The sequence below is a fragment of the Streptomyces sp. NPDC091377 genome (assembly GCF_044757045.1).
GTDB lineage: Bacteria > Actinomycetota > Actinomycetes > Streptomycetales > Streptomycetaceae > Streptomyces.
In genome coordinates, this window is record NZ_JBIVUE010000002.1 from 116,361 (window position 1) to 139,479 (window position 23,119).

A 23,119-nucleotide genomic window follows, 5' to 3' on the forward strand; every position below is an offset into this window, starting at 1 on the left:
GCCGTCAGCCCCGGGTGGCGACCATGCCGAGCGTGATCAGCCCCAGCACCACCCAGCCGAACCAGAGCCAGCCGTTGGAGCCGAGCGCTACCGTGTAGGCCGTCACCGCGACGAGACCGCCGACGGTGAGCACCCCCATGGTCTTGGTGGAACCGTCCGTGGAACCGGGCATCGCAACACCCTCCTCATGACTCGTTCCCCTCCATGGTGCCCCGGTTCCGCCGATCCGGGGCCCGCGCCTCAGCGACCGCGCGCGTTCAGGGACGCCAGATAGGCGTTGTACGCCGCCAGCTCCTTGTCCCCGTCCCGGTCCGCGGCCCGGTCCGTGCGCCTGGCCTGCCGCTGGTCCGACGCGTACCACTGGAAGATCAGCGCGATCAGCACCAGCACCGACGGGATCTCACTGAACGCCCAGGCGATCCCGCCCGCCGCGTTCTGGTCCGACAGCGCGTCGATACCGAGCGACGCGGGCGGGTTCTCGTACGTCTTCACCATCGGGGTCGACGCCATCATCAACGCGATGCCGAAGAACGCGTGGAACGGCATGCCCGCGAACAGCTCCAGCATCCGCATCAGATAGCCCGGCCGGTGCGGACCCGGGTCCACGCCCATGATCGGCCAGAAGAAGACCAGACCGACGGCGAGGAAGTGCACCATCATCGCGATGTGCCCCGGCTTCGACCCCATCAGGAAGTCGAACAGCGGAGTGAAGTACAGACCGTAGAGGCTCGCGATGAACAGCGGGATCGTGAACACCGGATGCGTCACGATCCGCATGTACCGGCTGTGCAGCAGCGCGAGCAGCAGCTCACGCGGCCCCGTGCGGCCCCGCCCGGCGGGCGGCAGCGCCCGCAGCGCGAGGGTGATCGGCGCGCCGAGCAGGATCAGGATCGGCGACAGCATGCTGATCACCATGTGCTGCACCATGTGCACGCTGAACATGACCATCCCGTAGTCGTTCAGCTTGGTGCACATCACCAGCGCGATGCTCAGCACCCCGGCGGCGAACGCCACGGTCCGCCCGACCGGCCACTTGTCCCCGCGCCGCGTCAGCCGTACGACCCCCCAGGCGTACAGCCCGAGCCCCACCAGACAGGCGACGAGGAAGAACGGATCGGGCGACCACTGAAGCCCCCGCCCCAGCGTGAACGGCGCCAGATCCATGTCCATGCCGTGCCCGCTGTGATCCATCTGCCGGCTCCTGATTCGTGGGGGTTGTACGAAATCGTCCGCCCCACAGACTAGAACCGCCCCCGGCGACGGATGTCACCGGGGGCGGATCCGGACGAGCTAGAGCACGCACTCCGCCTCGGCGTACCGGTCCGACGGCACCGTCTTCAGGGTCTCCACGGCCTCGGCCAGCGAGACCGTCACGATCTCCGTGCCCTTCAGTGCCGTCATCCGTCCGAACTCACCCCGGTGCGCCGCCTCGACCGCGTGCCACCCGAACCGGGTGGCCAGCACCCGGTCGTACGCCGTCGGCGTCCCGCCCCGCTGCACATGGCCGAGGATCACCGGCCGCGCTTCCTTCCCCAGCCGTCCCTCCAGCTCGATGGCGAGCTGACGGGCGACCCCGGCGAACCGCTCGTGCCCGTACACGTCCTTGCCGCCCTCGTCGAACGCCATGGTGCCGGACCTCGGCTTGGCGCCCTCCGCGGCCACCACGATCGCGAAGCGCTTGCCCGCCGCGAACCGCTCACCGACCTTCGCGGTCAGCTCCTCGATGTCGAAGGGCCGCTCGGGCACCACGACGGCGTGCGCGCCGGCCGCCATCCCGGAGTGCAGCGCGATCCACCCGGTGTGCCGGCCCATGACCTCCACGATCAGCACCCGCTGGTGCGACTCGGCGGTGGTCTTCAGCCGGTCGAGCGCCTCGGTGGCGACGGTCACGGCGGTGTCGAAGCCGAAGGTCACATCGGTGACCGCGATGTCGTTGTCGATCGTCTTCGGCACACCCACGATGGGCAGCCCGTTGTCCGACAGCAGCCGGGCCGCCTTCAGCGTGCCCTCGCCGCCGATCGGGATGATCGCGTCGAGCCCCAGCTCGGCGACATGCCCCTTGGCGCGTTCCACCCCGTCGCGCAGATGCTCGGGACGGACCCGGGAGGAGCCGAGGATCGTGCCGCCGCGGGCGAGGATGCCGCCCACCGCGTCCAGGTCGAGCTTGAGCCAGTCACACTCCAGGAGGCCCTTCCAGCCGTCGCGGAAGCCGATGACCTCGTCACCGTGGTCGACCACCGCACGGTGTACGACGGACCGGATGACGGCGTTCAGACCGGGACAGTCGCCGCCGGACGTGAGGACACCAATGCGCATAGCCCGAAGAACCTTCTCGACGTGGGCCGGGTCCGGACCACACTGTCCGGCTCGATCCCGGCCACCCTAGCGGCAGCGGGGGCCGGTGCCGTAGCGGGCGTCCGACAGCTGGACGGCCGCGCTCACCTGTGCGGACACCCCGTCAGACGGGCCCCCGCCCCACCCGGGCCGGTTCCCTACGCGGGCTGCTGCTGGGCGGCGGCGATGCGCTCGCCGCGCAGGGCCTCGTACCAGCGGTCGTCGGTCGGCGGCAGCGCGTTCACGTCCAGCGCCAGCTTCAGCAGCAGATCGGCGATCAGCGGATTGCGGGCCAGCACCGGGCCGTGCATGTAGGTGCCGAAGACCGTGTCGTTGAACGCGCCCTCGGTGCCGTCGCCGGTGCCGTTGCCGTTGCCGAACCGCACCTGGGCGAGCGGGCGGGCGCTGGGGCCCAGATGGGTGATGCCCTGGTGGTTCTCGAAGCCGGTCAGCGGCGGCAGCCCGAGCCGGGGGTCGATGTCCCCGAGCACATCCCCGACACACCGCTGGCCCTCGCCGCGCGTGGAGATCACATCGAGCAGACCGAGGCCGGGCTCGCGCTGCCCCAGGTCGTTGATGAACTCATGGCCGAGGATCTGGTACCCGGCGCACACCGAGAACACGATCGCCCCGTTGCCCACCGCCCGGTGCAGTCCGCCGTCCCGGCGCAGCCGCTCGGCCGCGAGCCGCTGCGGCCGGTCCTCGCCGCCGCCGATCAGATAGATGTCACCGGAGGTCGGGATCGGCTGGTCGCTCCGTACGTCCAGCCGGGCCACGTCCAGGCCGCGCTGGCGTGCCCGTCGCTCCACGACGAGGACATTGCCCTGGTCGCCGTAGGTGCTGAGCAGGTCGGGGTAGATCCAGACGATCCGCAGGCTGTTGTCGCTCATGAAGTGTGAGTCCCCTGTGCTCGGTGGTGTGCTCAGTTGCCGACGCGGCGGCGCAGGTCCTGGAAGGCGGTGTAGTTGGCGATGACCTCGATCCGGCCGGGCGGCGCCATCTGCACGGCCTGGTCCACGGTGTCGCAGACCTGGAAGTGCTGGTTGGCCACCTCCAGGCGGACCGCGAGGTCGAGTCTGCGGTCGCCGACCACGAAGATCGGGTGCCCGGTCAGCCGGGTGTAGTCCACGTCCCACAGCCAGGAGGTGTCCGTGCCGTCGGCGCCGCGCGCGTTCACCGAGAGGATCACCGGGGTGGGCGGCGGGTCGATCAGCGAGAACGTCTCCAGCCAGCCGGCCGGGTTCTTCGCCAGCAGCAGCCGCAGATCCCGGTTGAGGAAGCTGACCACGTCGTAGCGGCCGGCCACCGCCTGCACCTGGTACATCCGCTCCAGCGCCACCTGCGGCGGCACCCCGAACACGGCGGCGACGGCGGCGGACGTGGCCGCGTTGGCCTTGTTGGCCCGGCCCGGCAGCTGGAGGTGGATCGGCCAGGCCGAGCCGTGCGGGTCGAGCACATGGTCGCCGGAGAGCGCCCAGCTCGGCACCGGCCGGCGGAAGCCGCACTGGCCGCAGAACCAGTCGTCGCCGGGGCGCTGCATCACCCCGCCGCACGACGGGCAGGACCAGGCGTCGTCCTTCCACATCTGACCGGCCGCGACCCAGATCACGTTCGGCGACGAGGAGGCGGCCCACACCACCAGCGGGTCGTCGGCGTTGGCCACGATCACGGCCTTCGACCCGGCGAGCCCCTCCCGCCAGTTCTCCGCGAGCATCCGGGTCTCGGCGGCGCGGTCCAGCTGGTCGCGCGAGAGGTTCAGCAGGGCGATGCACTTCGGGTCGGTGTCCCGGGCGACCCCGGCGAGATACTTCTCGTCGACCTCGATGACCCCGAACTTCGACTCCGAGCCGCCCGCCAGCGCCGACGTGATGCCGGCCGGCATGTTGGCGCCGAGCGCGTTGGAGACGACCGGACCGGCCGCCCGCAGGGCCTCGGCGATCAGCCGGGTCGTGGTGGTCTTGCCGTTGGTCGCCGAGACCAGCGTCACATCCAGGTTCTGGGCGAGCCGGGCCAGGAGGTCGGGGTCGAGCTTGAGGGCCACCTTGCCGCCGATCACCGAACCGCTGCCGCGTCCCGCGGCGCGCGATGCTGCCGCGACCGCCTTGCCCGCGGTCACGGCGAGCTTGGCCCGCGGCGTGAGCGGGTCCGAGTTGCCTGCCATCAGTTCTCGATCCTCCTTGCGAACGCGCCGCGCCTAACGCCTTACGGCAACGTGGTGTGGCCTCAGCCTATCGAGCAACACTCACCTGCCCGAATCGCGGCCTGCGCGGCGGACGGGGGCGGAACGAACCGTACCCTTCGTTCATGCGACACGGTTCGATTCCGGGGGCCCACGGGCGCGTCCGGCCCCTCACCCTGCTCGGGGACCCGCTCCTTCACACACCCTGCACGGAAGTCACCGGGTCCGGCCCCGAACTGATCCGCCTCGTGGAGGACTTGTTCGCGACGATGTACGCCGCCCAGGGGGTCGGTCTGGCCGCGAACCAGGTGGGCGAGGCGCGGCGGGTGTTCGTGTACGACTGCCCCGACGACGATGACGTACGTCACCTCGGACATGTCGTCAACCCCCGTCTCGTGGAGGTGGACGGCGTGGTGGTGCGGGGTCCGGAGGGCTGTCTGTCGCTGCCGGGGCTGGAGGCGGGGACGGAGCGGTACGACCACGCGGTGGTCGAGGGGTTCACGATGACGGGCGAGCCGGTCAGGGTCCACGGGACGGGGTTCTTCGCGCGGTGCCTTCAGCATGAGTACGACCATCTGGAGGGGCGGGTGTATGTGGACCGGCTGACGGGGTGGCGCCGCCGGAAGGTGCGCCGGCAGGTCGCGCGGGCGCCGTGGGGGTGAGGGGGCGCGGGTGCCGCCGTGGCTTTCTGCGCGGTTCCCCGCGCCCGGTGTCTCGGGGGCGCGGGGAACCGCGTGACCGGCCGCGACGGCACCCGCGGACGCACCGCGACCGTCAGAACCCGGGCCCCCCGACCCGGTCCGCCGCGGCGGCGAGACGCCCCCACAGCAGGTCGGCCAGCGACCTGACCAACTCCTGTCGGGAGCAGGGCCTTTCGCCCAGCCACCAGTCACCCGCGGCGTGCATCATGCCGACGATCCCGTGCCCCCACACCCGCGCCAGCTCATGGCTGCTCGGCCCGAGGTCCACTCGTTCCTCGATGACCTGGCCCAACTCCTCGCCCATCCGCCGCAGCAGGGGCGCCGAGTGCTTGCCGACGTCGAAGCCCTGCTCGGAGGGGGAGCCGTCGGCGGGGTGCATCAGGAACCGGTACACCTGGGGCCGGGCCTCGATCGCGGCGAGGTAGGTGTCGAGCGTCGCCTCCACCCGCTCCCGGCGTTCGGCGGGGGCGCCGAGGGCCGCCCGCAGCGAGGCCAGGAGCGCGTCGGTATGCCTTTTGGCCAAGGCCGCGTAAAGCCCGCCCTTGTCGCCGAAGTGGCGATACAGAATCGGCTTGGTGATGCCCGCCTCCGCGGCGATCGCGTTCATCGACGCCTGTGGACCGTCCCGGAGCACGACCCGGTCGGCGGCCTCCAGCAACTCACGCCGGCGGCGGTCGGCCGACCGCTGCTGTTCGGTCCGCTGCGTGGTGTCCATGTGCTCTCCCCACCCGTGCTGATTCGGTGACGCTCGCGCAAACTAACACTGATGGGCGCTGTCGCATCGAACGGGCTGCCGGGTGCTGTCCGTGAGTTGACTTTTCCTACCCACCGGTAACAGACTGCGGTTACCGCAAGTAACTTGCCTGGGTGCCGCTGGAGGGGTCATGGCCGAGTTCACCATGGAGCTGAGCGACGAACAGAAGGAGGTCCGGGACTGGCTGCACGGCTTCGCCGCCGACGTCATCCGTCCCGCGGCGGCCGAGTGGGACGAGCGTGAGGAGACCCCCTGGCCGGTGATCCAGGAAGCCGCCAAGGTCGGCATCTACTCCCTCGACTTCTACGCCCAGCAGTACTTCGACCCCACCGGCCTCGGCATCCCGATGGCCATGGAGGAACTGTTCTGGGGGGACGCCGGAATCGCCCTCTCCATCGTCGGCACCGGCCTCGCCGCGGTGGGCGTCCTCGCCAACGGCACCGAGGAACAGATCGGCACCTGGATCCCCCAGATGTACGGCGACGCCGACGACGTCAAGGTCGCCGCGTTCTGCTCCTCCGAACCGGACGCCGGCTCCGACGTGGCCGCCATGCGCACCCGCGCCGTGTACGACGAGGCCAAGGACGAGTGGGTGCTCGACGGCACCAAGACCTGGGCGACCAACGGCGGGATCGCCAACGTCCATGTCGTCGTCGCCGTCGTGGACCCCGACCTCGGCTCCAAGGGCCACGCGTCCTTCATCGTCCCGGCGGGCACCCCGGGGCTCGGCCAGGGCCAGAAGTTCAAGAAGCACGGCATCCGCGCCTCGCACACCGCCGAGGTCGTCCTGGACGGCGTCCGCGTCCCCGGCTCCTGTCTGCTCGGCGGCAAGGAGAAGCTGGACGAACGCCTCGCCCGCGCCCGGGAGAAGGCCCGCACCGGCGGCGAGCGGGTGAAGAACGCGGCGATGGCCACCTTCGAGGCGTCCCGGCCCGCCGTCGGCGCCATGGCCGTCGGCACCGCCCGCGCCGCCTACGAGGTCGCGCTCGACTACGCCCTCACCCGCGAGCAGTTCGGTCGGCCCATCATCGACAACCAGGGTGTCGCCTTCCAGCTCGCCGACATGCGCACCTCCATCGACGCGGCCCGGCTGCTGGTGTGGCGGGCCTCCTGGATGGCGGTCAACGGCAAGCCGTTCACGGCGGCCGAGGGCTCGATGTCCAAGCTCTTCGCGAGCGAGACCGCCAAGAAGGTCACCGGCCAGGCCATCCAGATCCTCGGCGGCAACGGCTACACCCGGGAGTACCCGGTCGAGCGCATGCACCGGGACGCCGCGATCTACACCATCTTCGAGGGCACCAGCGAGATCCAGCGCCTGGTCATCGCCCGCACCCTCTCCGGCGTCCCCATCCGGTAGCCCGCGCCGACGCGGGCGAGCACCGCACGCGCCGCCGACGGATGGTCAGGCCGACCGCGCCCGCGTCCAGGTCGTACGGCGGCAGCCCGACCGAAGCCGGCCGCGGCCGGCGGACCGGCCCGGGTCCGTCCCGCCCGTCAGCGGTGCTTCAGGGGCGTGAGCTGCTCGATGTCGTAGCGCGCCCGCAGCGCCTCGATCGCCGCGTGGTCCGGGGGACCGCCGTCGGAGAGGATCTCCAGCAGTTCCTCGAAGTACCGCTCGTGGTCCGGCGGCGGGGACGCCTGGAAGAACATCTTCGCCGGGGTGTCCGTCGGGTTCGAGAACGCGTGCGGGCAGCCCGGCGGTACGACGATGACCGTGCCCGGCGTCGCCCGCACCACCCGGCTGCCGGAGGTGGACTCCCACCGCTGCCAGTGGTCGGGCGTACGGATCCGCGGTTCAAAGGCCAGCACGTCCAGCTCGCCCTCCAGGACGTAGAACAGCTCCTCGCTGCGGGTGTGCACATGCGCGCCCACGTCGAAGCCGGGCGGCACGAGCACCTCGAAGGTGGAGGCCGTCCGGGAGTGGGAGCCGGTGACCTTGAACGTCACATGCTGGGCGGGCGTCTGCACCACCCGGCCGTGGCCGGGCGGCACCAGCAACCCCTCCGTGGCGGTCATCGGCCGCTCACCAGGTGACGGGCAGGGCCTCGGGACCCCGGATCAGAGCGCCCTTCTTGAACGGCACCTCCTCGGGCGCGACCGCCAGCCGCAGCCCCGGAAGCCGGTCCAGCAGCGCGTCCACCAGCAGCTCCGACTCCAGCCGGCCCAGCATCCCGCCGGGGCAGTAGTGCGGCCCGAAACCGAAGGCGACATGCGGATTGGGACTGCGGCCGAAGTCGATGGTCTCCGGGTCGGGGAAGATCTCCGGGTCCCGGTTGGCGGCCAGATAGGACACATAGATCGCGTCCCCCGCACGGACGGTGTGACCGCGGATCTCGACGTCCTGCGTCGCGATCCGCGACAGGCCCACCGCGTTGCGGTGCGGGATGTAGCGCAGGAGTTCGTCGATGGCCTGCGGGCGGATCTCCGGCTCGGCGCGCAGCCGCTCGGCCAGCTCCGGGCGGGTCAGCAGCAGATAGAACATCTGCCCGCTGTTGTTGGTGACCGCCTCACCGCCGATCTGCAGCAGCACCGCGAGACCCACCGCCTCCTGGAGCGTCACCTCACCGCGGCCCACCGCCGCGCCCAGCAGCGACGTCACATCCGCGCCCGTGCTGTTCTCGCGCGCCCCGATGAGATCGGCGAAGTAGGCGCCCATCTCCTCCTTGGCCCGCTCGCTGACCTCGGCGCCGTGCGAGGAGGACAGGATCAGCTGCGTCCAGGTGTGCATCCCGTGCCGGTCGGCCGCCGGGACCCCCATCAGCTCGCAGATCACGGCGATGGGGAAGGGGCTGAGCACCGTCGCCGTCAGATCGGCGGGCGGACCGGCCCGCAGCAGTTCGTCCACCAGCTCGTCCAGCATCCGCCGGGACTTCTCCCGCACCCGTTCCACCCCGCGCGCGGTGAACGCCGCCGCCACCGAGCGGCGCAGCCGGTTGTGGTCGGGCGGATCGAGGAAACCGACCGCGCCCCGCGCCGGGATGAAGTGCGGGGCGAGCCGGGTGACCGGCCGGTCCATGACCGCCTCACGGCTGAAGCGCGGGTCGTTGGTCACCAGCCGTACGTCGTCGTACCGGGTGACCAGCCAGGCCCAGCCCTCGCCGTTGGGGAGCTGGATCCGGGTGACCGGGCCCTCGTTCATCAGCCGGCGCAGCACCGGGTCGAAGTCGACGCCGGTCAGATCGAGGGCGGGCCACTGCCGGACCGGGGGAGCGGTCTCGGTGATCGTCTCGGTCTCTTCGCTCATCTCACACCGTCTCCTGGATGCCGCGCCAGCGGCCGAGGCTCATCTCCGCGGTGATGCCGGGACCGAACCCGGCGAGCAGCCCGCGCGCCCGGTGCTCGGGACCGCCCTCGTCGAACAGCCGGCGCAGCGCGTCCAGCACCACCGCGCTCGCGATGTTGCCGTACTCGGTGAGCGTCGCCCGGCTGAACCGGAAGGCGTGCGGGTCGACCTGGAGGAACTTGCTGAGGTCGTCGAGGATGCGGGGACCGCCCGCGTGGACTATGTAGAAGTCCAGGTCCGCGGCGTCCCAGCCGTGCAGCCCCGAGAGGTCCTGGAGGGCCGGCGCCAGCGGCTCCATCGTGGCCGGCACCCGCTTGTCCAGCAGGAAGTGGAACCCGGTGGCGCGGACGTCGTACATGATCCACTCTTCGGTCTTGGGGATCAGGTACGAGCCGTTGCGCTCCAGCTCGACGCCCGTGCCGCCCCGGCCGCGCACCACGGCGGCGGCGACCCCGTCGCCGAACAGTCCGTTGGAGAGCAGCGAGCCGATGTTGATGTCGGTGGGCTGGTAGCACAGCGAGCAGAACTCGCAGGCCACGATGAGCGCGTTGGCGTCGGGGTAGGCCGTGCAGAAGTCGTGGGCGCGGTTGATCGCCGCGCCGCCGGCCGCACAGCCCAGCTGGGCTATGGGGAGCTGACGGGTGGTGCTGTCGAAGTCCATCTCGTTGATCAGCCACGCCGTGAGCGAGGGCATCATGAAGCCCGTGCACGAGACGTAGATGATCACATCGATGTCCGAGGTGAGCAGCTCGGCGTCGTCCAGGGCCCGCTGCACCACCGCGGGCACCCGGGCCTTGGCCTCCGACTCGTAGAGTTTGTTCCGCTGCTCGAACCCGGGGTGTTTCAGGGTCTCCTCGATGGGCTGGACGATGTGCCGGGTCCGGACCCCGGTGTTCTCGATCAGCCGGAGGGCCAGCGGCAGTTGGGGGTGATCGGCGTGGCGGAGGCGCGCGAGTTCCAGCGTCTCCTCCATCGTGATCACATGCTCGGGGACGGACACTGTGGGTCTGCACAAAGTCGCCATGAACCGTGCCTGCTTTCGCCGTCCGGAAGGCTCTGGGCCCCCGGTCAGAGGGTGGTTCACCCCACGAGAGGTGATGACCCCACGATCACCCCGCGGCCCGCCGATCTCGCGCCGGACTACTCCGTCCCGGGGACGGACAACCCCCAGGGGTGAACAGCTCCCACCGGTCCGCGACGGCGTCTCCAGGCCCCGGCCTAGTCCCGCTGTCCGCTGCTGTGGGCGATGCAGGCCACGTCGATCCGGTCGGCGAGCTTGGCCAGCTCGATGGTCAGAGCGGCCACGGTGTCCTCGTCGAGCCCGTCCTCACCGGCCTCCACCAGCCGCAGCCACCGCCCTCCGACCGTGCGCAGCAGCTTGCTCACATCGGCGGCAGCCACGTGCAGGGCCCCGCGGTCGTCGACGATCAGCGGCAGGGTCACTTCGCGGTTCACAAACGCGATGGTAGCCGCGCGGCCGTCACCGACCGTGCCAAACGGTCGTGATGTTGCAGAACTCCCGGATTCCGTGCCCGGACAGCTCACGCCCGTACCCCGACCGCTTGACCCCGCCGAACGGGAACGCCGGATGCGAGGAGGTCATCCCGTTGACGAACACCCCGCCCGCCTCCAGATCCCGTACGAACCGCTCGACCTCGCGCTCCTCCCGCGTCCACACATTGGAGCTGAGTCCGAACGGGGAGTCGTTGGCGATGAGCACGGCCTCGTCCAGGTCCCCGGCCCGGTACAGCGTCGCCACCGGGCCGAACGCCTCCTCGCGGTGGACGCGCATCTCCCGGGTGATCCTGGCCAGCACGGTCGGCGGGTAGTACCAGCCCTCGCCCTCCGGACGTTCACCTCCGCACAGCACCGCCGCCCCGCCGCGCCGCGCGTCGTCCACCAGTTCCTCCAGGTCGGCCCGCCCCTGTTCGGTGGCGAGCGGCCCGACCTCGGTCTCCTCCACCAGCGGGTCGCCCACGGTCAGCGCCCGCATGCCCGCGGCGAAACGCTCGGCGAAGGCGTCGTAGACATCCGTGTGGACGATGAACCGCTTCGCGGCGATGCACGACTGCCCGTTGTTCTGGACCCGTGCCGTCACCGCGACCCGCGCGGCCCGGTCCAGATCGGCCGAGGGCATCACCACGAACGGATCGCTGCCGCCCAGCTCCAGCACCGTCTTCTTGATCATCTCGCCGGAGGTGGCCGCGACCGCCCGCCCGGCGGGCTCGCTGCCGGTCAGGGTGGCCGCCCTGACCCGCTCGTCGCGCAGGATCTCGTCCACCGCGCCGGAGCCGATCAGCAGTGTCTGGAAGCAGCCTTCGGGGTAGCCCGCCCGGTGGAAGAGATCCTCCAGGTACAGGGCGGTCTGCGGCACGTTCGAGGCGTGCTTGAGCAGCCCCACGTTGCCCGCCATCAGCGCGGGCGCGGCGAAGCGGATCACCTGCCACAGCGGGAAGTTCCACGGCATCACCGCGAGCACCGGGCCCAGCGGCCGGTAGCGCACCCGCACCAGCGAGGCCCCCGAGTCCTCCACGTCGGCGTCGGCCGGCACCTCGTCCGCCAGCAGCGACTCGGCCCGCTCGGCGTACCACCGCATCGCCTTCGCGCATTTGGCCGCCTCGGCTCGCGCCTGCGCGATCGGCTTGCCCATCTCGGTGGTCATCACCCGCGCCACGGACTCACGGTCCTCGTCCAGCACGTTCGCCGCCCGCACCAGCAGGCCCGAACGGTCCGTGAAGGTGCTCTCGCGATACGTGCGGAACGTGGCGGTGGCGAGCTGGAGCCGGCGCTCGATCTCCTCGGCGCCCATGGCCTCGTACGTCTTCAGCGTCTCGCCGTTCGCCGGGTTCACCGTCGCGATGGGCATGGCCGACCTCCTGGAGCGTCTGTGTTACGACCTTCCCGCGCGGTGCCATCGGCCGCAACGCGTGGCCGTTCCTCCGAGCCGGGTACCCCCGTCGCCGCCGGTCAGGCCGTGTGCTCGGCCAGCCGATCCAGAAACGCGGCCTGCGCCTTCACGAGCACCGCCCGGGCCTCGTCCGGCCCGAACCACGCCACCCGGTCCAGCTCGGGGAACTCCCGGGTACGGCCCGAGCGCGGGGGCCACTCCAGGGTGAAGGTCCCCGGCACCACGTCCGCCGGGTCGAGATCGGCCTCCACCGCCCACACCGTCACGACCTTCCCGCCGCTCTGCCGCACCTCGCCCAGCGGCACCGCGTCGCCGTCCGGCGGCGCCAGCCCCAGCTCCTCCTCGAACTCCCGCCGCGCCGCGTCCCAGGCCGGCTCGTCCGGCTCGTACTCGCCCTTCGGCACGGTCCACGCCCCGGCGTCCTTCCGCGCAAAGAACGGCCCTCCCATATGGCCCAGCAGCACTTCGACGCCCCGGCCGGTGCGCCGGTACAGCAGCAGACCGGCGCTGCGCCGCCCCGTCACGGCCGCAGCTCCGGATGCGCGGCCAGCAGGGTCTCCACGGTGTCCGCCTCCTCGGGCCGCTTGTCCTCGCGGTAGCGCACCACGCGGGCGAAGCGCAGGGTGACCCCGGCCGGATAGCGGGTGGAGCGCTGGAGACCGTCGTAGGCGATCTCCACGACCAGTTCCGGGCGTACGGTCACGCCCCAGCGTTCCTCGGTCACGGCCAGCTCCTGGAGCCGTTCGGTCTGCCAGGTCAGCATCGCGTCGGTCATGCCCTTGAACGTCTTCCCGAGCATGCTGAGCGAGCCGTCCGCGGCGCGGGCGCCCAGATGCAGGTTGGAGAGCTTGCCGGTACGGCGGCCGTGGCCCCACTCGGCGGCCAGCACCACCAGGTCGAGCGTGTGTACGGGCTTGACCTTCAGCCAGGACGCGCCGCGCCGTCCGGCGCTGTAGGGCGCGTCCAGGGACTTCACGACGACGCCCTCGTGGCCGCGCGCGAGGGTCTCGGCGAGGAACGCCTCGGCGGCGGCGACGCCCTCGGGGTGCTCGGGGGTTCCGGGGGTTCCGGGACTCGCGGGGCTGCCGGGGTTCCCGGGGCCGGTCAGCACTGTCCGGCGTGCCCGCAGCGGCTCCGGCACCAGCGCGGCCAGCGCCGCGTGCCGCTCCACGAACGGCAGGTCCAGCAGGTCACGGCCCTCGACGCTGAGCGCGTCGAAGAAGACCGGCGAGACCCGGACCGACTCGGCGGCCGTCGCCACGTCCACCCGGGAACCCACCCGTCCCGCCGTCTCCTGGAAGGAACGGGGACGGCCGTCGGGGCCGAGGGCCAGCACCTCGCCGTCCAGGACGAACCGCTCGCCGGGCAGCGCGAGGACGGCGGAGGTCACCTCGGGCAGGCGTTCCGTGATGTCGTGCAGGGTGCGGGTGTACAGGCGTACGTCGGGGCCGTCGCGGTGCACCTGGACCCGGATCCCGTCGAGTTTCTCCTCCACCGCGCACGCCCCCAGCTTCTCCACGGCCTCGGCGACCGAGGACGCGCTCTGCGCGAGCATCGGCTGCACCGGGCGGCCGACCGTGAGCCGGAACCGGACGAGCGCGGCCGGGCCCTCGCCGAGCAGGGCCCGCGCGACCGGTTGCAGGGAACCGGCGAGCATCACCGCCCGCCGCACCTCGGCCGGGGGCGCCCCGGTCGCCTCGGCCAGCCCCTCGACGGCCACCGCGTCCAGCGCCCCCTGCCGCACCTCACCGGTGATCAGCCCGAACAGGAACCGCTGCTCCTCCTCGGTCGCCGCGCCCATCAGCTCCGCGAGCAGCCGCGCCCGCTCCGCCTGCGAACCGGGCCCCGTGACCCCGCCCAGGGTGGTGAGCGCGGCGTCCGTCCCACGTACCGTCAGCGTCGGCTCGGCGGCCGGGGGCACGGGCCGGCTCAGCAGCTTCCAGCCGACGCCGAGCCGGCCCTGGGGCAGCCGGCCCGCGAGATACGGGATGACGACGGGCACGTCCTCGGCGTCCGCCTCCCGGAACAACCCGGCGAGCAGCGCGATCTTGCGGGAGCGGGCCGAGGTGGCCGCGACCTCCCGGGACACCTGGGCCAGCCGGTTCAGCAGCATCTGGCCATGGTGCCTCGGGGGCGGGCCGGTCACACCCCGGCGGCGGCGTCCAGGTCGCTCATCAGCAGGTCGCCGTTGAGCGCCGAGCCCGCGCGGTAGCCGGCGCCGACCGCGTTGGCGACCTGCTCGGCGAAGCCCGCCGCATTGCCCGCCGCCCACACGCCGGGCACCGAGGTCTGCCCCGTGAAGTCGACCACCGGGTACGCGCCGAACGGGGTCTCGTCCAGCTCGGCCCCCAACCGCTCCAGCAGTTCCGTCCGCGGAACGGGGCGCGGCGCGGTGAACAGCACCTCCACCGCGTGCGACGAACCGCCCGTGAGCCGTACGCCGGTCAGCCGGTCGTCCGTGACCAGCACCTCGGCGACCTCGCCGGGCACCAGCCGCACGCCCGCCGCCGCCAGCCGGCGCAGATCCAGCTCGGACAGGTCGGCCTCCGCGACCGTGTGCAGGAAGAAGGTGACGTCCTTCGACCACTGGGTCACGATCAGCGCCTGGTGCACGCTCTGCGGGCCGGTCGCCAGTACGCCGAACGCCCGGTCGCGGACCTCCCAGCCATGGCAGTACGGGCAGTGCAGCACATCGTTGCCGAACCGCGCGGCCAGCCCCGGCACGGCCGGCAACTCGTCCTTGAGGCCGGTGGTGACGACCAGCCGCCGGGCACGGACGGTGCCGCCGCTCGCCAGCGTCACGCGGAAACTCCCGCGGCCGTCAGCGCCCGCTGCCGCCCCCTCCGGGCCGTCGGCGTCCCGGGTGACGTCCACGGCCCGGTCACGGACCAGGTCCACCACCCCGTACCGGGCGATCTCCTCCCGCCCGAGCGCCAGGAACTCGGCCGGTGACATGCCGTCCCGGGTCAGAAAGCCCTGCATGTGCGCGGACGGCGCGTTGCGCGGCGCGCCCGCGTCGACCACCAGGGTGCGGCGCCGTGCGCGGCCCAGGATCAGCGCGGCGGACAGCCCGGCCGCCCCGCCGCCGATCACGATCGCCTCATAGGGCTCGGTGTCCCTGTCGTGGGGCTCGGTGCGGGTGTCGGCCGTCTCGCCGTTTGTCTCGGTCATGGGTGACCACCTCCGCCTCCGACGGTCGCCGAACCTCGCGGTATTGACAAATCTGTTTGCCGAAACTGCAATAGGTTCATGAAGGTGGAGCCATGAGTACGGAAGAGGTGCTGTCCGGGGTGGGGCCGCGGCTGCGGCAGGTGCGCAAGGAGCGGGAGGTGACGCTCTCGGCGCTGGCCGAGGCGACGGGGATCTCGGTGAGCACCCTCTCGCGGCTGGAGTCCGGGCTGCGCAAACCCAGTCTGGAACTGCTGCTGCCCATCGCGCAGGCCCACCAGGTGCCGCTGGACGAACTGGTCGGGGCGCCTCCGGTCGGCGACCCCCGGGTCCGGGCCAAACCGATCGAGCGCTACGGGCGGACCTATCTCCCGCTCACCCGGCAGCCCGGCGGACTCCAGGCGTTCAAGGTGCTGGAGCAGCCGCGCAGCGCGCCACCGGAGCCGCGCACCCACGAGGGGTACGAGTGGCTGTATGTGCTGTCGGGGCGGCTGCGGCTGGTCCTCGGCGAGCATGACCTGGTTCTCACGGCGGGGGAGGCGGCCGAGTTCGACACCCGCGTACCGCACTGGTTCGGCGCGGTCGGCGACGAAGCCGTGGAGTTCCTGAGCCTGTTCGGCCCGCAGGGCGAGCGGATCCATGTACGGGCCCGACCGAAGCGGGCGGGCGGGGGCGGCTGAGGGGTGGGGCGCGGGGGTCTGGTCCGCCTGGGACGGGGCCGGGTCCGCCCGGGACGGGGCCAGGTTCGCCCGGGGTGGGGCCGGGTCCGCCCCCGGGGCCGCCCCGGGGGCGGGGGCGCCTGTGTGGGGTGGCTGTTCCCTCGGCGGCAAGCGACTGCTTAGTATGCGCAGCGAGACCGGTTCCGACCGAGCAGACCCGCTGGAGGCCCGCATGCAGGCATGGCAGGTACAGGAGAACGGTGAGCCGAGCGAGGTGATGCGGCTGCGGGACACCGAGCGGCCCGTCCCCGGCGAAGGCCAGGTCCTGCTGAGGGTGCGCGCCGCCAATGTCAACTTCCCCGACGCGCTGCTGTGCCGGGGCCAGTACCAGGTCCGGCCGCCGCTGCCGTTCACCCCGGGCGTGGAGATCTGCGGCGAGACCGAGGACGGCCGCCGGGTCCTCGCCACCCCCGCCCTGCCCTTCGGGGGTTTCGCCGAGTACGCCGTCGCGGACCCCGCCGCCCTGCTGCCCGCGCCGGACTCACTGGACGACGCCGAGGCCGCCGCGCTCCACATCGGCTACCAGACCGGCTGGTTCGCCCTCCACCGCCGCGCCGCCCTCCAAGCCGGGGAGACCCTCCTCGTCCACGCCGCCGCCGGAGGGGTCGGCAGCGCCGCCGTCCAACTGGGCAAGGCGGCCGGCGCCACCGTGATCGGTGTCGTCGGCGGCGCGCAGAAGGCCGCCGTCGCCCGCGAACTGGGCTGTGACGTGGTGATCGACCGGCGCGGCGAGGAGGTGATCGCCGCCGTCAAGGAGGCCACCGGCGGTCACGGCGCCGACGTCGTGTACGACCCGGTCGGCGGCACCGCCTACGAACAGTCCGCCAAGGTCGTCGCCTTCGAGGGCCGGATCGTGGTCGTCGGCTTCGCCGGCGGGACCGTACCGCGCCCCGCGCTCAACCACGCCCTGTTGAAGAACTACTCGATCCTCGGACTGCACTGGGGCCTGTACAACACCAAGAAGCCCGAGCTGGTCCGGCACTGCCACGAGCAGCTCACCGCACTCGCCGCACGCGGCGCCATCAGACCGCTGGTCAGCGAACGGGTCCCGATCGACGGCGCCGCGGACGCGGTGCAGCGGGTGGCCGACGGGGTGACCACCGGGCGGATCGCGGTGATGCCGGGAGCGGGCAGGACAGGGGGAGCGGGAGCCGCAGCGGACGCGGAAGCAGGAGCCGCAGCGGACCCGGACGCGGGAGCCGCCTCATGACCGACGCCGCCGAATCCCGTACGGCCGAACTCCGCCGCCGTACCGCCGAACTGCTCGCCGCGCATCCGCCCGCCGCCACCGCCCGCGACGACTTCCTCCGGGCCCGTTTCGACGCCGGGCTCGCCTGGGTGCACTTCCCGGAGGGCCTCGGCGGACTGGGTGCCCCGCGCGCGCTCCAGGCCGTCGTGGAGGCCGAGCTGTCCGCCGCGGGCGCCCCGGACAACGACCCGCGCCGCATCGGCATCGGCCTCGGCATGGCCGCGCCGACGATCCTGAGACACGGCACGGAGGAACAGAAACGGCGCTATCTGCGGCCCCTGTGGGTGGGGGAGGAGGTGTGGTGCCAGCTCTTCAGCGAGCCCGGCGCCGGATCCGACCTGGCCGCGCTCGGCACCCGGGCGGTCCGCGACGGCGACGACTGGGTGGTGGACGGGCAGAAGGTGTGGACCTCCAGCGCCCATCTCGCCCGCTGGGCCATACTCCTCGCCCGCACCGACCCGGAGGTGCCCAAGCACCAGGGCATCACCTACTTCCTCTGCGACATGACCGACCCGGGCGTGGAGGTCCGCCCGCTGCGGCAGATCACCGGCGAGGCCGAGTTCAACGAGGTCTTCCTCACCGGCGTCCGCATCCCCGACACCCGCCGCCTCGGCGAGGTCGGTGACGGCTGGCGGGTCGCCCGGACCACCCTCGACAACGAGCGCGTCGCCATCGGCGGCATGCGACTGCCCCGCGAGGGCGGCATGATCGCCCCGGTCGCGAAGACCTGGCGCGAACGCCCCGCACTGCGCACCCACGACCTCCACCAGCGGCTGCTGAAGCTGTGGGTGGAGGCCGAGGTCGCCCGGCTCACCGGCGAACGCCTGCGCCAGCAGCTCTCCGCCGGACAGGTCGGCCCCGAGGGCGCCGGCATGAAACTCACCTTCGCCCGCCTCAACCAGGAGATCAGCGCCCTGGAGGTGGAACTGCGCGGCGAGGAAGGACTGTTGTACGACGACTGGACCCCCCGCCGGCCCGAACTGGTCGACTTCACCGGCCGCGACGCCGGGTACCGCTATCTGCGCTCCAAGGGCAACAGCATCGAGGGCGGCACCAGCGAGATCCTGCTGAACATCGTCGCCGAACGGGTCCTCGGACTGCCCGCCGAACCGCGCACCGACAAGGACGTCGCCTGGAAGGACCTGGCCCGATGACCGATCTGCTGTACTCGGCGGAGGAAGACCTCCTGCGGTCGGCCGTACGGGACCTGCTCACCGACCACTGCGACACCGCCGCCGTGCTCGCCCGCACCGAGACCGACACACCCCACGACCTCACCGTGTGGAAGTCCCTCGCCGAGGGCATGGGCCTGGCCGGACTGCTGGTCCCCGAGGAGCGGGGCGGTCAGGGCGCCTCGCACCGGGAGGCCGCCGTCGTCCTGGAGGAACTGGGGCGGGCCGTGGCACCCGTCCCCTATCTCACCAGCGCCGTCGTCGCCACCGAGGCCCTGCTGGCCTGCGACGACTCCGCCGAGCCGCTCACCCGGCTGGCCTCCGGCCGGGCTGTCGGCGCCCTCACCGTCGGTCTGCACCACGCACCCGGCGCCGCCTTCACCGCCGTACGGCACGAGCACGGCACCCTGCACGGCGCGGTGACCGCAGTCGCCGACGCGACGGCGGCCGAGGTGCTGCTCGTGCCCGCGGACGACGGCGGGCTCTACGCGGTGGACGCTGCGGACGCCACCGTCACCCCGCAGGTGTCGCTGGACCTCACCCGCCCCGTCGCCACGGTGACGCTGCGCGCCGCGCCCGGCCGCCGGGTGGGCGCCGCCGAGCCCGCCGTACGCCGTGCCCTGCGCGCCGGGGCCGGACTGCTCGCCGCCGAGCAACTGGGCGTCGCCGAGTGGTCCCTGACCGAGACGGTCCGCCATCTGAAGGAGCGCAAGCAGTTCAACCGGCCCGTCGGCGGCTTCCAGGCGCTCAAGCACCGGCTCGCCCAGCTCTGGCTGGAGGTGGTCCAGTTGCGTGCCGCCTCCCGCGCGGCGGCCGACGCGCTGGCCACCGGCCACGACACGGACGTCGCCGTCGCGGTCGCCCAGGCGTACGCGGCACCCGTCGCCGTACGGGCCGCCGAAGAGGCCCTCCAACTGCACGGCGGCATCGGCATGACCTGGGAACACCCCGTCCATCTGTATCTGAAGCGGGCCAAGGCGGACTCGATCGCCTACGGGACCGCGGGCGCGCACCGCGAGCACGTGGCGGCACTGGTGGACCTCCCGGCCCCCTGACGCCCGGGCCCGCCCCGCTCTCCGGCCCCCTGAAGCCCGTCCCACCTGGGGCGGGCCTTCCGGTGCGCGCCGCGCCGATGAAGTGAACACCCGACGGCGGTCAGGACAACTCCCGCTCCCCGTCTGTCACTTGCGGGCCCCGGCGGCGCATACTCCTGTGCGGTTCCGTCCGGAGTTCCCCACCAGGGAGGCAGAGCATGGCCCTCACCACCCGCCGCAGAGCCCTCACCACCCTCGGCGTCGCCCTTGCAGGCTCGCTCGCGCTGCCCGGCGCCACCGCCCTCGCGGGCGAGAACAGGCCCAGCCGCCCCCGCCCGCTGTGGCGGGCCCACGCCCACAACGACTACGAGCACCCGCGGCCCCTGCTCGACGCCCTCGGCCACCGTTTCGGCAGCGTCGAGGCCGACATCCACCTGATCGGCGACCAACTCCTCGTCGCCCACGACCCCGTGGACCTCGACCCCGCCCGCACCCTGGAGTCCCTCTACCTCGACCCGCTCGCCGCGCGCGTCAAGGCCAACCGCGGCTCGGTGTACCGCGGCCACCCCACCCCCCTCCAACTGCTGATCGACATCAAGACGGAGGGCGCGTCGACCTACCTCGCACTCGACCGCCACCTCAAGCGGTACAAGCACCTGTTCACGACCTACGCCCACGGCCGGGTCCACCGCGGCGCGGTCACGGCCGTCGTCTCCGGCGACCGGGCGGCCCGGGTGCCGATGGAGGCGCAGTCCGTGCGCCGCGCCTTCTACGACGGCCGGCTGGCCGACCTCGGCGGCCCCGCGAAGTCCTCCTTCCTCCCCCTGGTCAGCGACAACTGGACGCTCCACTTCACCTGGCGGGGCGTCGGCGAGTTCCCGGCGGCGGAGCGGCGGAAACTCCGGACGATCGTCGACGCCGCGCACGCGCGTCGGCAGAAGGTGCGGTTCTGGGCGACCCCGGACCTCGCGGGCCCGGCCCGGGACGCGCTGTGGACCGAACTCCTCGCCGCCGACGTGGACCACATCAACACCGACGACCTGGCGGGCCTGGAAGCCTTCCTGAACGCCCACACCTAGCCGGCCCTCGGGCCTCCCGTCCGGGGTCCGGCCCCGCGCCCCGTCCGTCCCGTGCGTCCCGTCCGCCCCGCCGTCGCCGTTCGTCGGAAAGTCCACACGATCGGCGGACAGGTAAGCCGCCCGAATGACCCCTCCGCTACGCCACACTTGCGGCCGAACGCCGCGAAACGGACGTGGCGGAGGAGGTTCACGATGGCTGTTTCCATCTCTGCGACGCTGCTGCTGTTCATCCTGGCGGTGGTCTTCCTGCGCAGCGGGGGGCTGAAGATCTCCCACGCGATCGTCTGCGCCCTGCTGGGCTTCTCGCTGGCGGGGACGAGCGTGGCGCCCACGATCTACAGCGGGATGACGGCGACGGCGGACATCGTCAGCAGCCTGCGGCCCTGAACCGGCCCGTCTCGCCTCTCCCCCGACCGGCCGGGGGAGCCCCGGTTCAGGAGCCCCGGTTCAGGAGCCCCCGGCCGCGGAGTGGATCCCGATCCCGTTGGCGACGGGACGCTCCGCGCTTCCGGCCGGACGGTTCCGTACGACGACGGAGCCGGCGCCGGGCTCACGCGTGACCAGCGTCGAGGAACCCCCGCCGTCCAGGTTGAACCCGTCCAGGGCGCCCACCCCCCGCAGAAACCCGGCGACTTCGGCGACGGTGAGTCCGGCCCGACCGGGCGCGCCGTCCACGCAGACCAGCAGCAGCCGTCGGCCGGCGTCCGCGATGCCCGCCGCCGTCCGCACGGCCGCCGTCCGGTCGTCGAGCCCCGGCAGCGGCAGCCCGTCCCGCAGTACCGGGTATCCGCCCACCGCCATCCGGTACGGCTGCCGGGACACCGACGGCACCAGCCGGTACCGCACTTCCACCCGCTCGCCCACCGCCACCTCCCGCAGCCGGTGCGCGCCCGCCTCCCGGCCGACCAGCACGGTGGTCCCCGCCGGGATCTCCCCGCCGCCCGGGCGCTCGGCGACGGCGACGACGCGACCACCGCGGACCGTCACCTCGTAGGTCTCGGCGCTGCACGGCGCGGCCCGGTCGGTGTCCGTGCCGCAGGTCGCGCGCAGCCGGGACACGGAGCCCCACTCCTTGTCGTACGCCCCGACGGAACCGACGGGCAGCGCGTACTGGTTGAGCCCGCCGAGCGGCAGCCGATCCGCCCCGGCGCTGACCGTCCCCCGGAGGGTGAGCCGGTCCAGGCGGGCCCTGCCGTCCCGGCCGACGCCCAGCACGTCCTCGGTCGTGGTGCCCGGCGGCAGCGCCGGCCCGAACCGCTGCCCGTCCGGTACGGCCCCCTTCAGGGGCAGGCCGTGCGCGATCGCGGGACCGACACTCGCGCCGGTCGCCTCCACGCCCGGATGCTGGGTCTCGGTGATGTTGAAGAAGTCCCCGTTGACCCCCGCCACGGCCCCCTGCGCGTCGGCCATCCGCGAGACCGTGTCCCGCGCGGCCACCTTCCCCGGGTGCAGCAGGTCGACCGCGACCCGCGGGTCACGCAGATCGACGCTCAGGACATGGACCCGGGCGGCTCCCTGCGCCACCGCGACATCCCGCCACTCGTAGCGGACACCGGGCGCGACCCGTACCGCGGTGTCCGCACTCGCTCCGGCGGGCGCCGCCCCCGCGAGAACCGCGCCGCTGAACACACCGAACGCGGCGAGCACCGCCACCGTCGCTCTCGCCGCCGTGCGGCGGGGCCGTTCCGACGTCACACCGATCCCCCCTGAAGTCCCGTCAGCCGGTCAACTGTCCCAAGAAGCAGGGGAAGTGAACCAGAGGGCGGAGACGGTACGGGTGACCCTGGCGGAAGGGGCGTGAACCAGTAACGGAACGGCGTACAGTGCGGCGAATACGCCCCTACCCGCTCGGCCCCGTGTCGCCTAGCGTGATCGCATGAGCGAAGAACCCTCGTACTCGGTGAGGACCCTCCGGGATCTGGTCTCGGAGCAGGCGTGGGCGGAGCTGACGCGCTATCCCTCCCGGCCCTACCCGGCCGACCGAACCTTGTTGCAGCAGGGCGCCGAAGGAAGCCATGTGCTCGCCTTGACCAGTGGGTTGGTGAAGGTCGTCCGGACCGACCGGGACGGCAGGCAGCGGTTGCTCGCGTTTCGCGGACCGGGCGAGATCCTGGGGGAGATGGCCTCCCTCCAGGAGGGCGGGCAGCGGCTGGCCGACGTACGGACCGTAAGCACATGCAAAGCGTCCTTGATCCTCGCCGAGGACTTCCGGCGGTTCGTCGTCACGCAGCAGTTGGCGTATCCGCTCGCCGTGCTCGCGTCGGGCCGGCTGCGCGAGCAGACCGAGGTCTACGACGGAGCCGTCCATGAGCGGCTGGCCGTCGCGCTGGTGCGGCTGGTCGAGATCTCGGACGGCGAGGACACCTTCGCGCTCACCAGGGAGGAACTGGCCCAGCACATCGGTGTCGGCCGGGGCTCCGTCAGCAAGGCGCTCACCCAGCTGGGCCCCGAACGGGTCGAGGCGGCGAAGAACCGCGTCCGGGTGACCGACGTCGAAGGGCTGAGGAGGCTGCTGGCGGACGCCGTCGGCGTCTGACCC

The 23,119-nt window shown here is 72.4% G+C and carries 24 protein-coding genes; 9 read left to right on the forward strand and 15 right to left on the reverse strand.

Features of this window, described 5'->3' with window-relative positions:
- Positions 1 to 4: 4 nt before the first annotated feature.
- The 5 genes from ACIQNG_RS04730 to ACIQNG_RS04750 form a co-directional block, all read right to left on the reverse strand.
- Positions 5 to 172, reverse strand: a complete 168-nt coding sequence (locus ACIQNG_RS04730) for a hypothetical protein (protein ID WP_401431343.1) — start codon at positions 170 to 172, stop codon at positions 5 to 7.
- A 68-nt stretch (positions 173 to 240) separates the two neighbouring features.
- A complete protein-coding gene (locus ACIQNG_RS04735) occupies positions 241 to 1,191 on the reverse strand; it encodes a cytochrome c oxidase assembly protein (protein ID WP_401431340.1) in 951 nt (316 codons plus the stop codon).
- Positions 1,192 to 1,290: 99 nt separating this feature from the next.
- On the reverse strand, positions 1,291 to 2,316 hold the full coding sequence (locus tag ACIQNG_RS04740; protein ID WP_401431338.1) for a 6-phosphofructokinase: 1,026 nt from the start codon (positions 2,314 to 2,316) through the stop codon (positions 1,291 to 1,293).
- 176 nt (positions 2,317 to 2,492) lie between these two features.
- On the reverse strand, positions 2,493 to 3,224 hold the full coding sequence (locus ACIQNG_RS04745; protein WP_401431336.1) for a type 1 glutamine amidotransferase: 732 nt from the start codon (positions 3,222 to 3,224) through the stop codon (positions 2,493 to 2,495).
- A 32-nt stretch (positions 3,225 to 3,256) separates the two neighbouring features.
- Positions 3,257 to 4,495 (reverse strand): MurT ligase domain-containing protein, encoded by a 1,239-nt coding sequence (locus ACIQNG_RS04750; protein WP_401431333.1) that lies wholly within the window; start codon positions 4,493 to 4,495, stop codon positions 3,257 to 3,259.
- A 143-nt stretch (positions 4,496 to 4,638) separates the two neighbouring features.
- On the opposite strand from ACIQNG_RS04750, the gene def reads away from it, so the two are divergent.
- The gene (def, locus tag ACIQNG_RS04755) at positions 4,639 to 5,175 is read left to right on the forward strand and encodes a peptide deformylase (RefSeq protein ID WP_401482606.1); all 537 of its coding nucleotides are present in this window, start codon (positions 4,639 to 4,641) and stop codon (positions 5,173 to 5,175) included.
- 112 nt (positions 5,176 to 5,287) lie between these two features.
- Here the strand turns inward: def and ACIQNG_RS04760 are convergent, their stop codons facing one another.
- Positions 5,288 to 5,929 (reverse strand): TetR family transcriptional regulator, encoded by a 642-nt coding sequence (locus tag ACIQNG_RS04760; RefSeq protein WP_401431328.1) that lies wholly within the window; start codon positions 5,927 to 5,929, stop codon positions 5,288 to 5,290.
- A 169-nt stretch (positions 5,930 to 6,098) separates the two neighbouring features.
- On the opposite strand from ACIQNG_RS04760, the gene ACIQNG_RS04765 reads away from it, so the two are divergent.
- Complete coding sequence (locus ACIQNG_RS04765) at positions 6,099 to 7,325, forward strand: acyl-CoA dehydrogenase family protein (RefSeq protein ID WP_401482607.1); 1,227 nt, start codon at positions 6,099 to 6,101, stop codon at positions 7,323 to 7,325.
- A gap of 137 nt (positions 7,326 to 7,462) precedes the next feature.
- Here ACIQNG_RS04765 and ACIQNG_RS04770 read toward each other — a convergent pair whose 3' ends face one another.
- The 8 genes from ACIQNG_RS04770 to ACIQNG_RS04805 all read right to left on the reverse strand — a co-directional run bounded on the left by ACIQNG_RS04770 (position 7,463) and on the right by ACIQNG_RS04805 (position 15,330).
- Positions 7,463 to 7,984, reverse strand: a complete 522-nt coding sequence (locus ACIQNG_RS04770) for a cupin domain-containing protein (RefSeq protein WP_401431322.1) — start codon at positions 7,982 to 7,984, stop codon at positions 7,463 to 7,465.
- Positions 7,985 to 7,991: 7 nt separating this feature from the next.
- Complete coding sequence (locus tag ACIQNG_RS04775; protein ID WP_401482608.1) at positions 7,992 to 9,212, reverse strand: cytochrome P450; 1,221 nt, start codon at positions 9,210 to 9,212, stop codon at positions 7,992 to 7,994.
- Position 9,213: 1 nt separating this feature from the next.
- Positions 9,214 to 10,323 carry a type III polyketide synthase gene (locus ACIQNG_RS04780; RefSeq protein ID WP_401431431.1) on the reverse strand — a complete coding sequence of 370 codons (1,110 nt, stop codon included), beginning with the start codon at positions 10,321 to 10,323 and terminating at the stop codon, positions 9,214 to 9,216.
- A gap of 146 nt (positions 10,324 to 10,469) precedes the next feature.
- A complete protein-coding gene (locus ACIQNG_RS04785) occupies positions 10,470 to 10,706 on the reverse strand; it encodes a DUF6213 family protein (protein ID WP_401431317.1) in 237 nt (78 codons plus the stop codon).
- A gap of 25 nt (positions 10,707 to 10,731) precedes the next feature.
- A complete protein-coding gene (locus ACIQNG_RS04790) occupies positions 10,732 to 12,117 on the reverse strand; it encodes an NADP-dependent succinic semialdehyde dehydrogenase (protein WP_401482609.1) in 1,386 nt (461 codons plus the stop codon).
- A gap of 101 nt (positions 12,118 to 12,218) precedes the next feature.
- Positions 12,219 to 12,683: an NUDIX domain-containing protein gene (locus ACIQNG_RS04795; RefSeq protein ID WP_401431312.1), complete on the reverse strand. Its 465-nt coding sequence runs from the start codon at positions 12,681 to 12,683 to the stop codon at positions 12,219 to 12,221.
- Positions 12,680 to 14,272 carry an ATP-dependent DNA ligase gene (locus tag ACIQNG_RS04800; protein ID WP_401482610.1) on the reverse strand — a complete coding sequence of 531 codons (1,593 nt, stop codon included), beginning with the start codon at positions 14,270 to 14,272 and terminating at the stop codon, positions 12,680 to 12,682. Before ACIQNG_RS04800 ends, ACIQNG_RS04795 begins: the two co-directional genes overlap by 4 nt.
- 29 nt (positions 14,273 to 14,301) lie before the next feature.
- Positions 14,302 to 15,330 (reverse strand): NAD(P)/FAD-dependent oxidoreductase, encoded by a 1,029-nt coding sequence (locus ACIQNG_RS04805; protein ID WP_401482611.1) that lies wholly within the window; start codon positions 15,328 to 15,330, stop codon positions 14,302 to 14,304.
- 92 nt (positions 15,331 to 15,422) lie between these two features.
- On the opposite strand from ACIQNG_RS04805, the gene ACIQNG_RS04810 reads away from it, so the two are divergent.
- The 6 genes from ACIQNG_RS04810 to ACIQNG_RS04835 all read left to right on the forward strand — a co-directional run bounded on the left by ACIQNG_RS04810 (position 15,423) and on the right by ACIQNG_RS04835 (position 20,967).
- Positions 15,423 to 16,007, forward strand: a complete 585-nt coding sequence (locus ACIQNG_RS04810) for a helix-turn-helix domain-containing protein (protein ID WP_401431304.1) — start codon at positions 15,423 to 15,425, stop codon at positions 16,005 to 16,007.
- 211 nt (positions 16,008 to 16,218) lie between these two features.
- Entirely contained in the window at positions 16,219 to 17,256 is a 1,038-nt protein-coding gene (locus ACIQNG_RS04815) for an NADPH:quinone oxidoreductase family protein (protein ID WP_401483033.1), read from the forward strand.
- Positions 17,253 to 18,449 (forward strand): acyl-CoA dehydrogenase family protein, encoded by a 1,197-nt coding sequence (locus ACIQNG_RS04820; protein WP_401482612.1) that lies wholly within the window; start codon positions 17,253 to 17,255, stop codon positions 18,447 to 18,449. Before ACIQNG_RS04815 ends, ACIQNG_RS04820 begins: the two co-directional genes overlap by 4 nt.
- Complete coding sequence (locus ACIQNG_RS04825; RefSeq protein ID WP_401482613.1) at positions 18,446 to 19,522, forward strand: acyl-CoA dehydrogenase family protein; 1,077 nt, start codon at positions 18,446 to 18,448, stop codon at positions 19,520 to 19,522. Before ACIQNG_RS04820 ends, ACIQNG_RS04825 begins: the two co-directional genes overlap by 4 nt.
- A 197-nt stretch (positions 19,523 to 19,719) precedes the next feature.
- Positions 19,720 to 20,580, forward strand: a complete 861-nt coding sequence (locus ACIQNG_RS04830; protein ID WP_401482614.1) for a phosphatidylinositol-specific phospholipase C/glycerophosphodiester phosphodiesterase family protein — start codon at positions 19,720 to 19,722, stop codon at positions 20,578 to 20,580.
- Between the two features lie 192 nt (positions 20,581 to 20,772).
- Complete coding sequence (locus tag ACIQNG_RS04835) at positions 20,773 to 20,967, forward strand: hypothetical protein (protein WP_401431296.1); 195 nt, start codon at positions 20,773 to 20,775, stop codon at positions 20,965 to 20,967.
- Positions 20,968 to 21,027: 60 nt separating this feature from the next.
- On the opposite strand, the gene ACIQNG_RS04840 is transcribed toward ACIQNG_RS04835, so the two are convergent.
- Positions 21,028 to 22,275: a phosphodiester glycosidase family protein gene (locus tag ACIQNG_RS04840; protein WP_401482615.1), complete on the reverse strand. Its 1,248-nt coding sequence runs from the start codon at positions 22,273 to 22,275 to the stop codon at positions 21,028 to 21,030.
- Between the two features lie 181 nt (positions 22,276 to 22,456).
- On the opposite strand from ACIQNG_RS04840, the gene ACIQNG_RS04845 reads away from it, so the two are divergent.
- A complete protein-coding gene (locus tag ACIQNG_RS04845; RefSeq protein ID WP_401482616.1) occupies positions 22,457 to 23,116 on the forward strand; it encodes a Crp/Fnr family transcriptional regulator in 660 nt (219 codons plus the stop codon).
- Positions 23,117 to 23,119 lie beyond the last annotated feature (3 nt).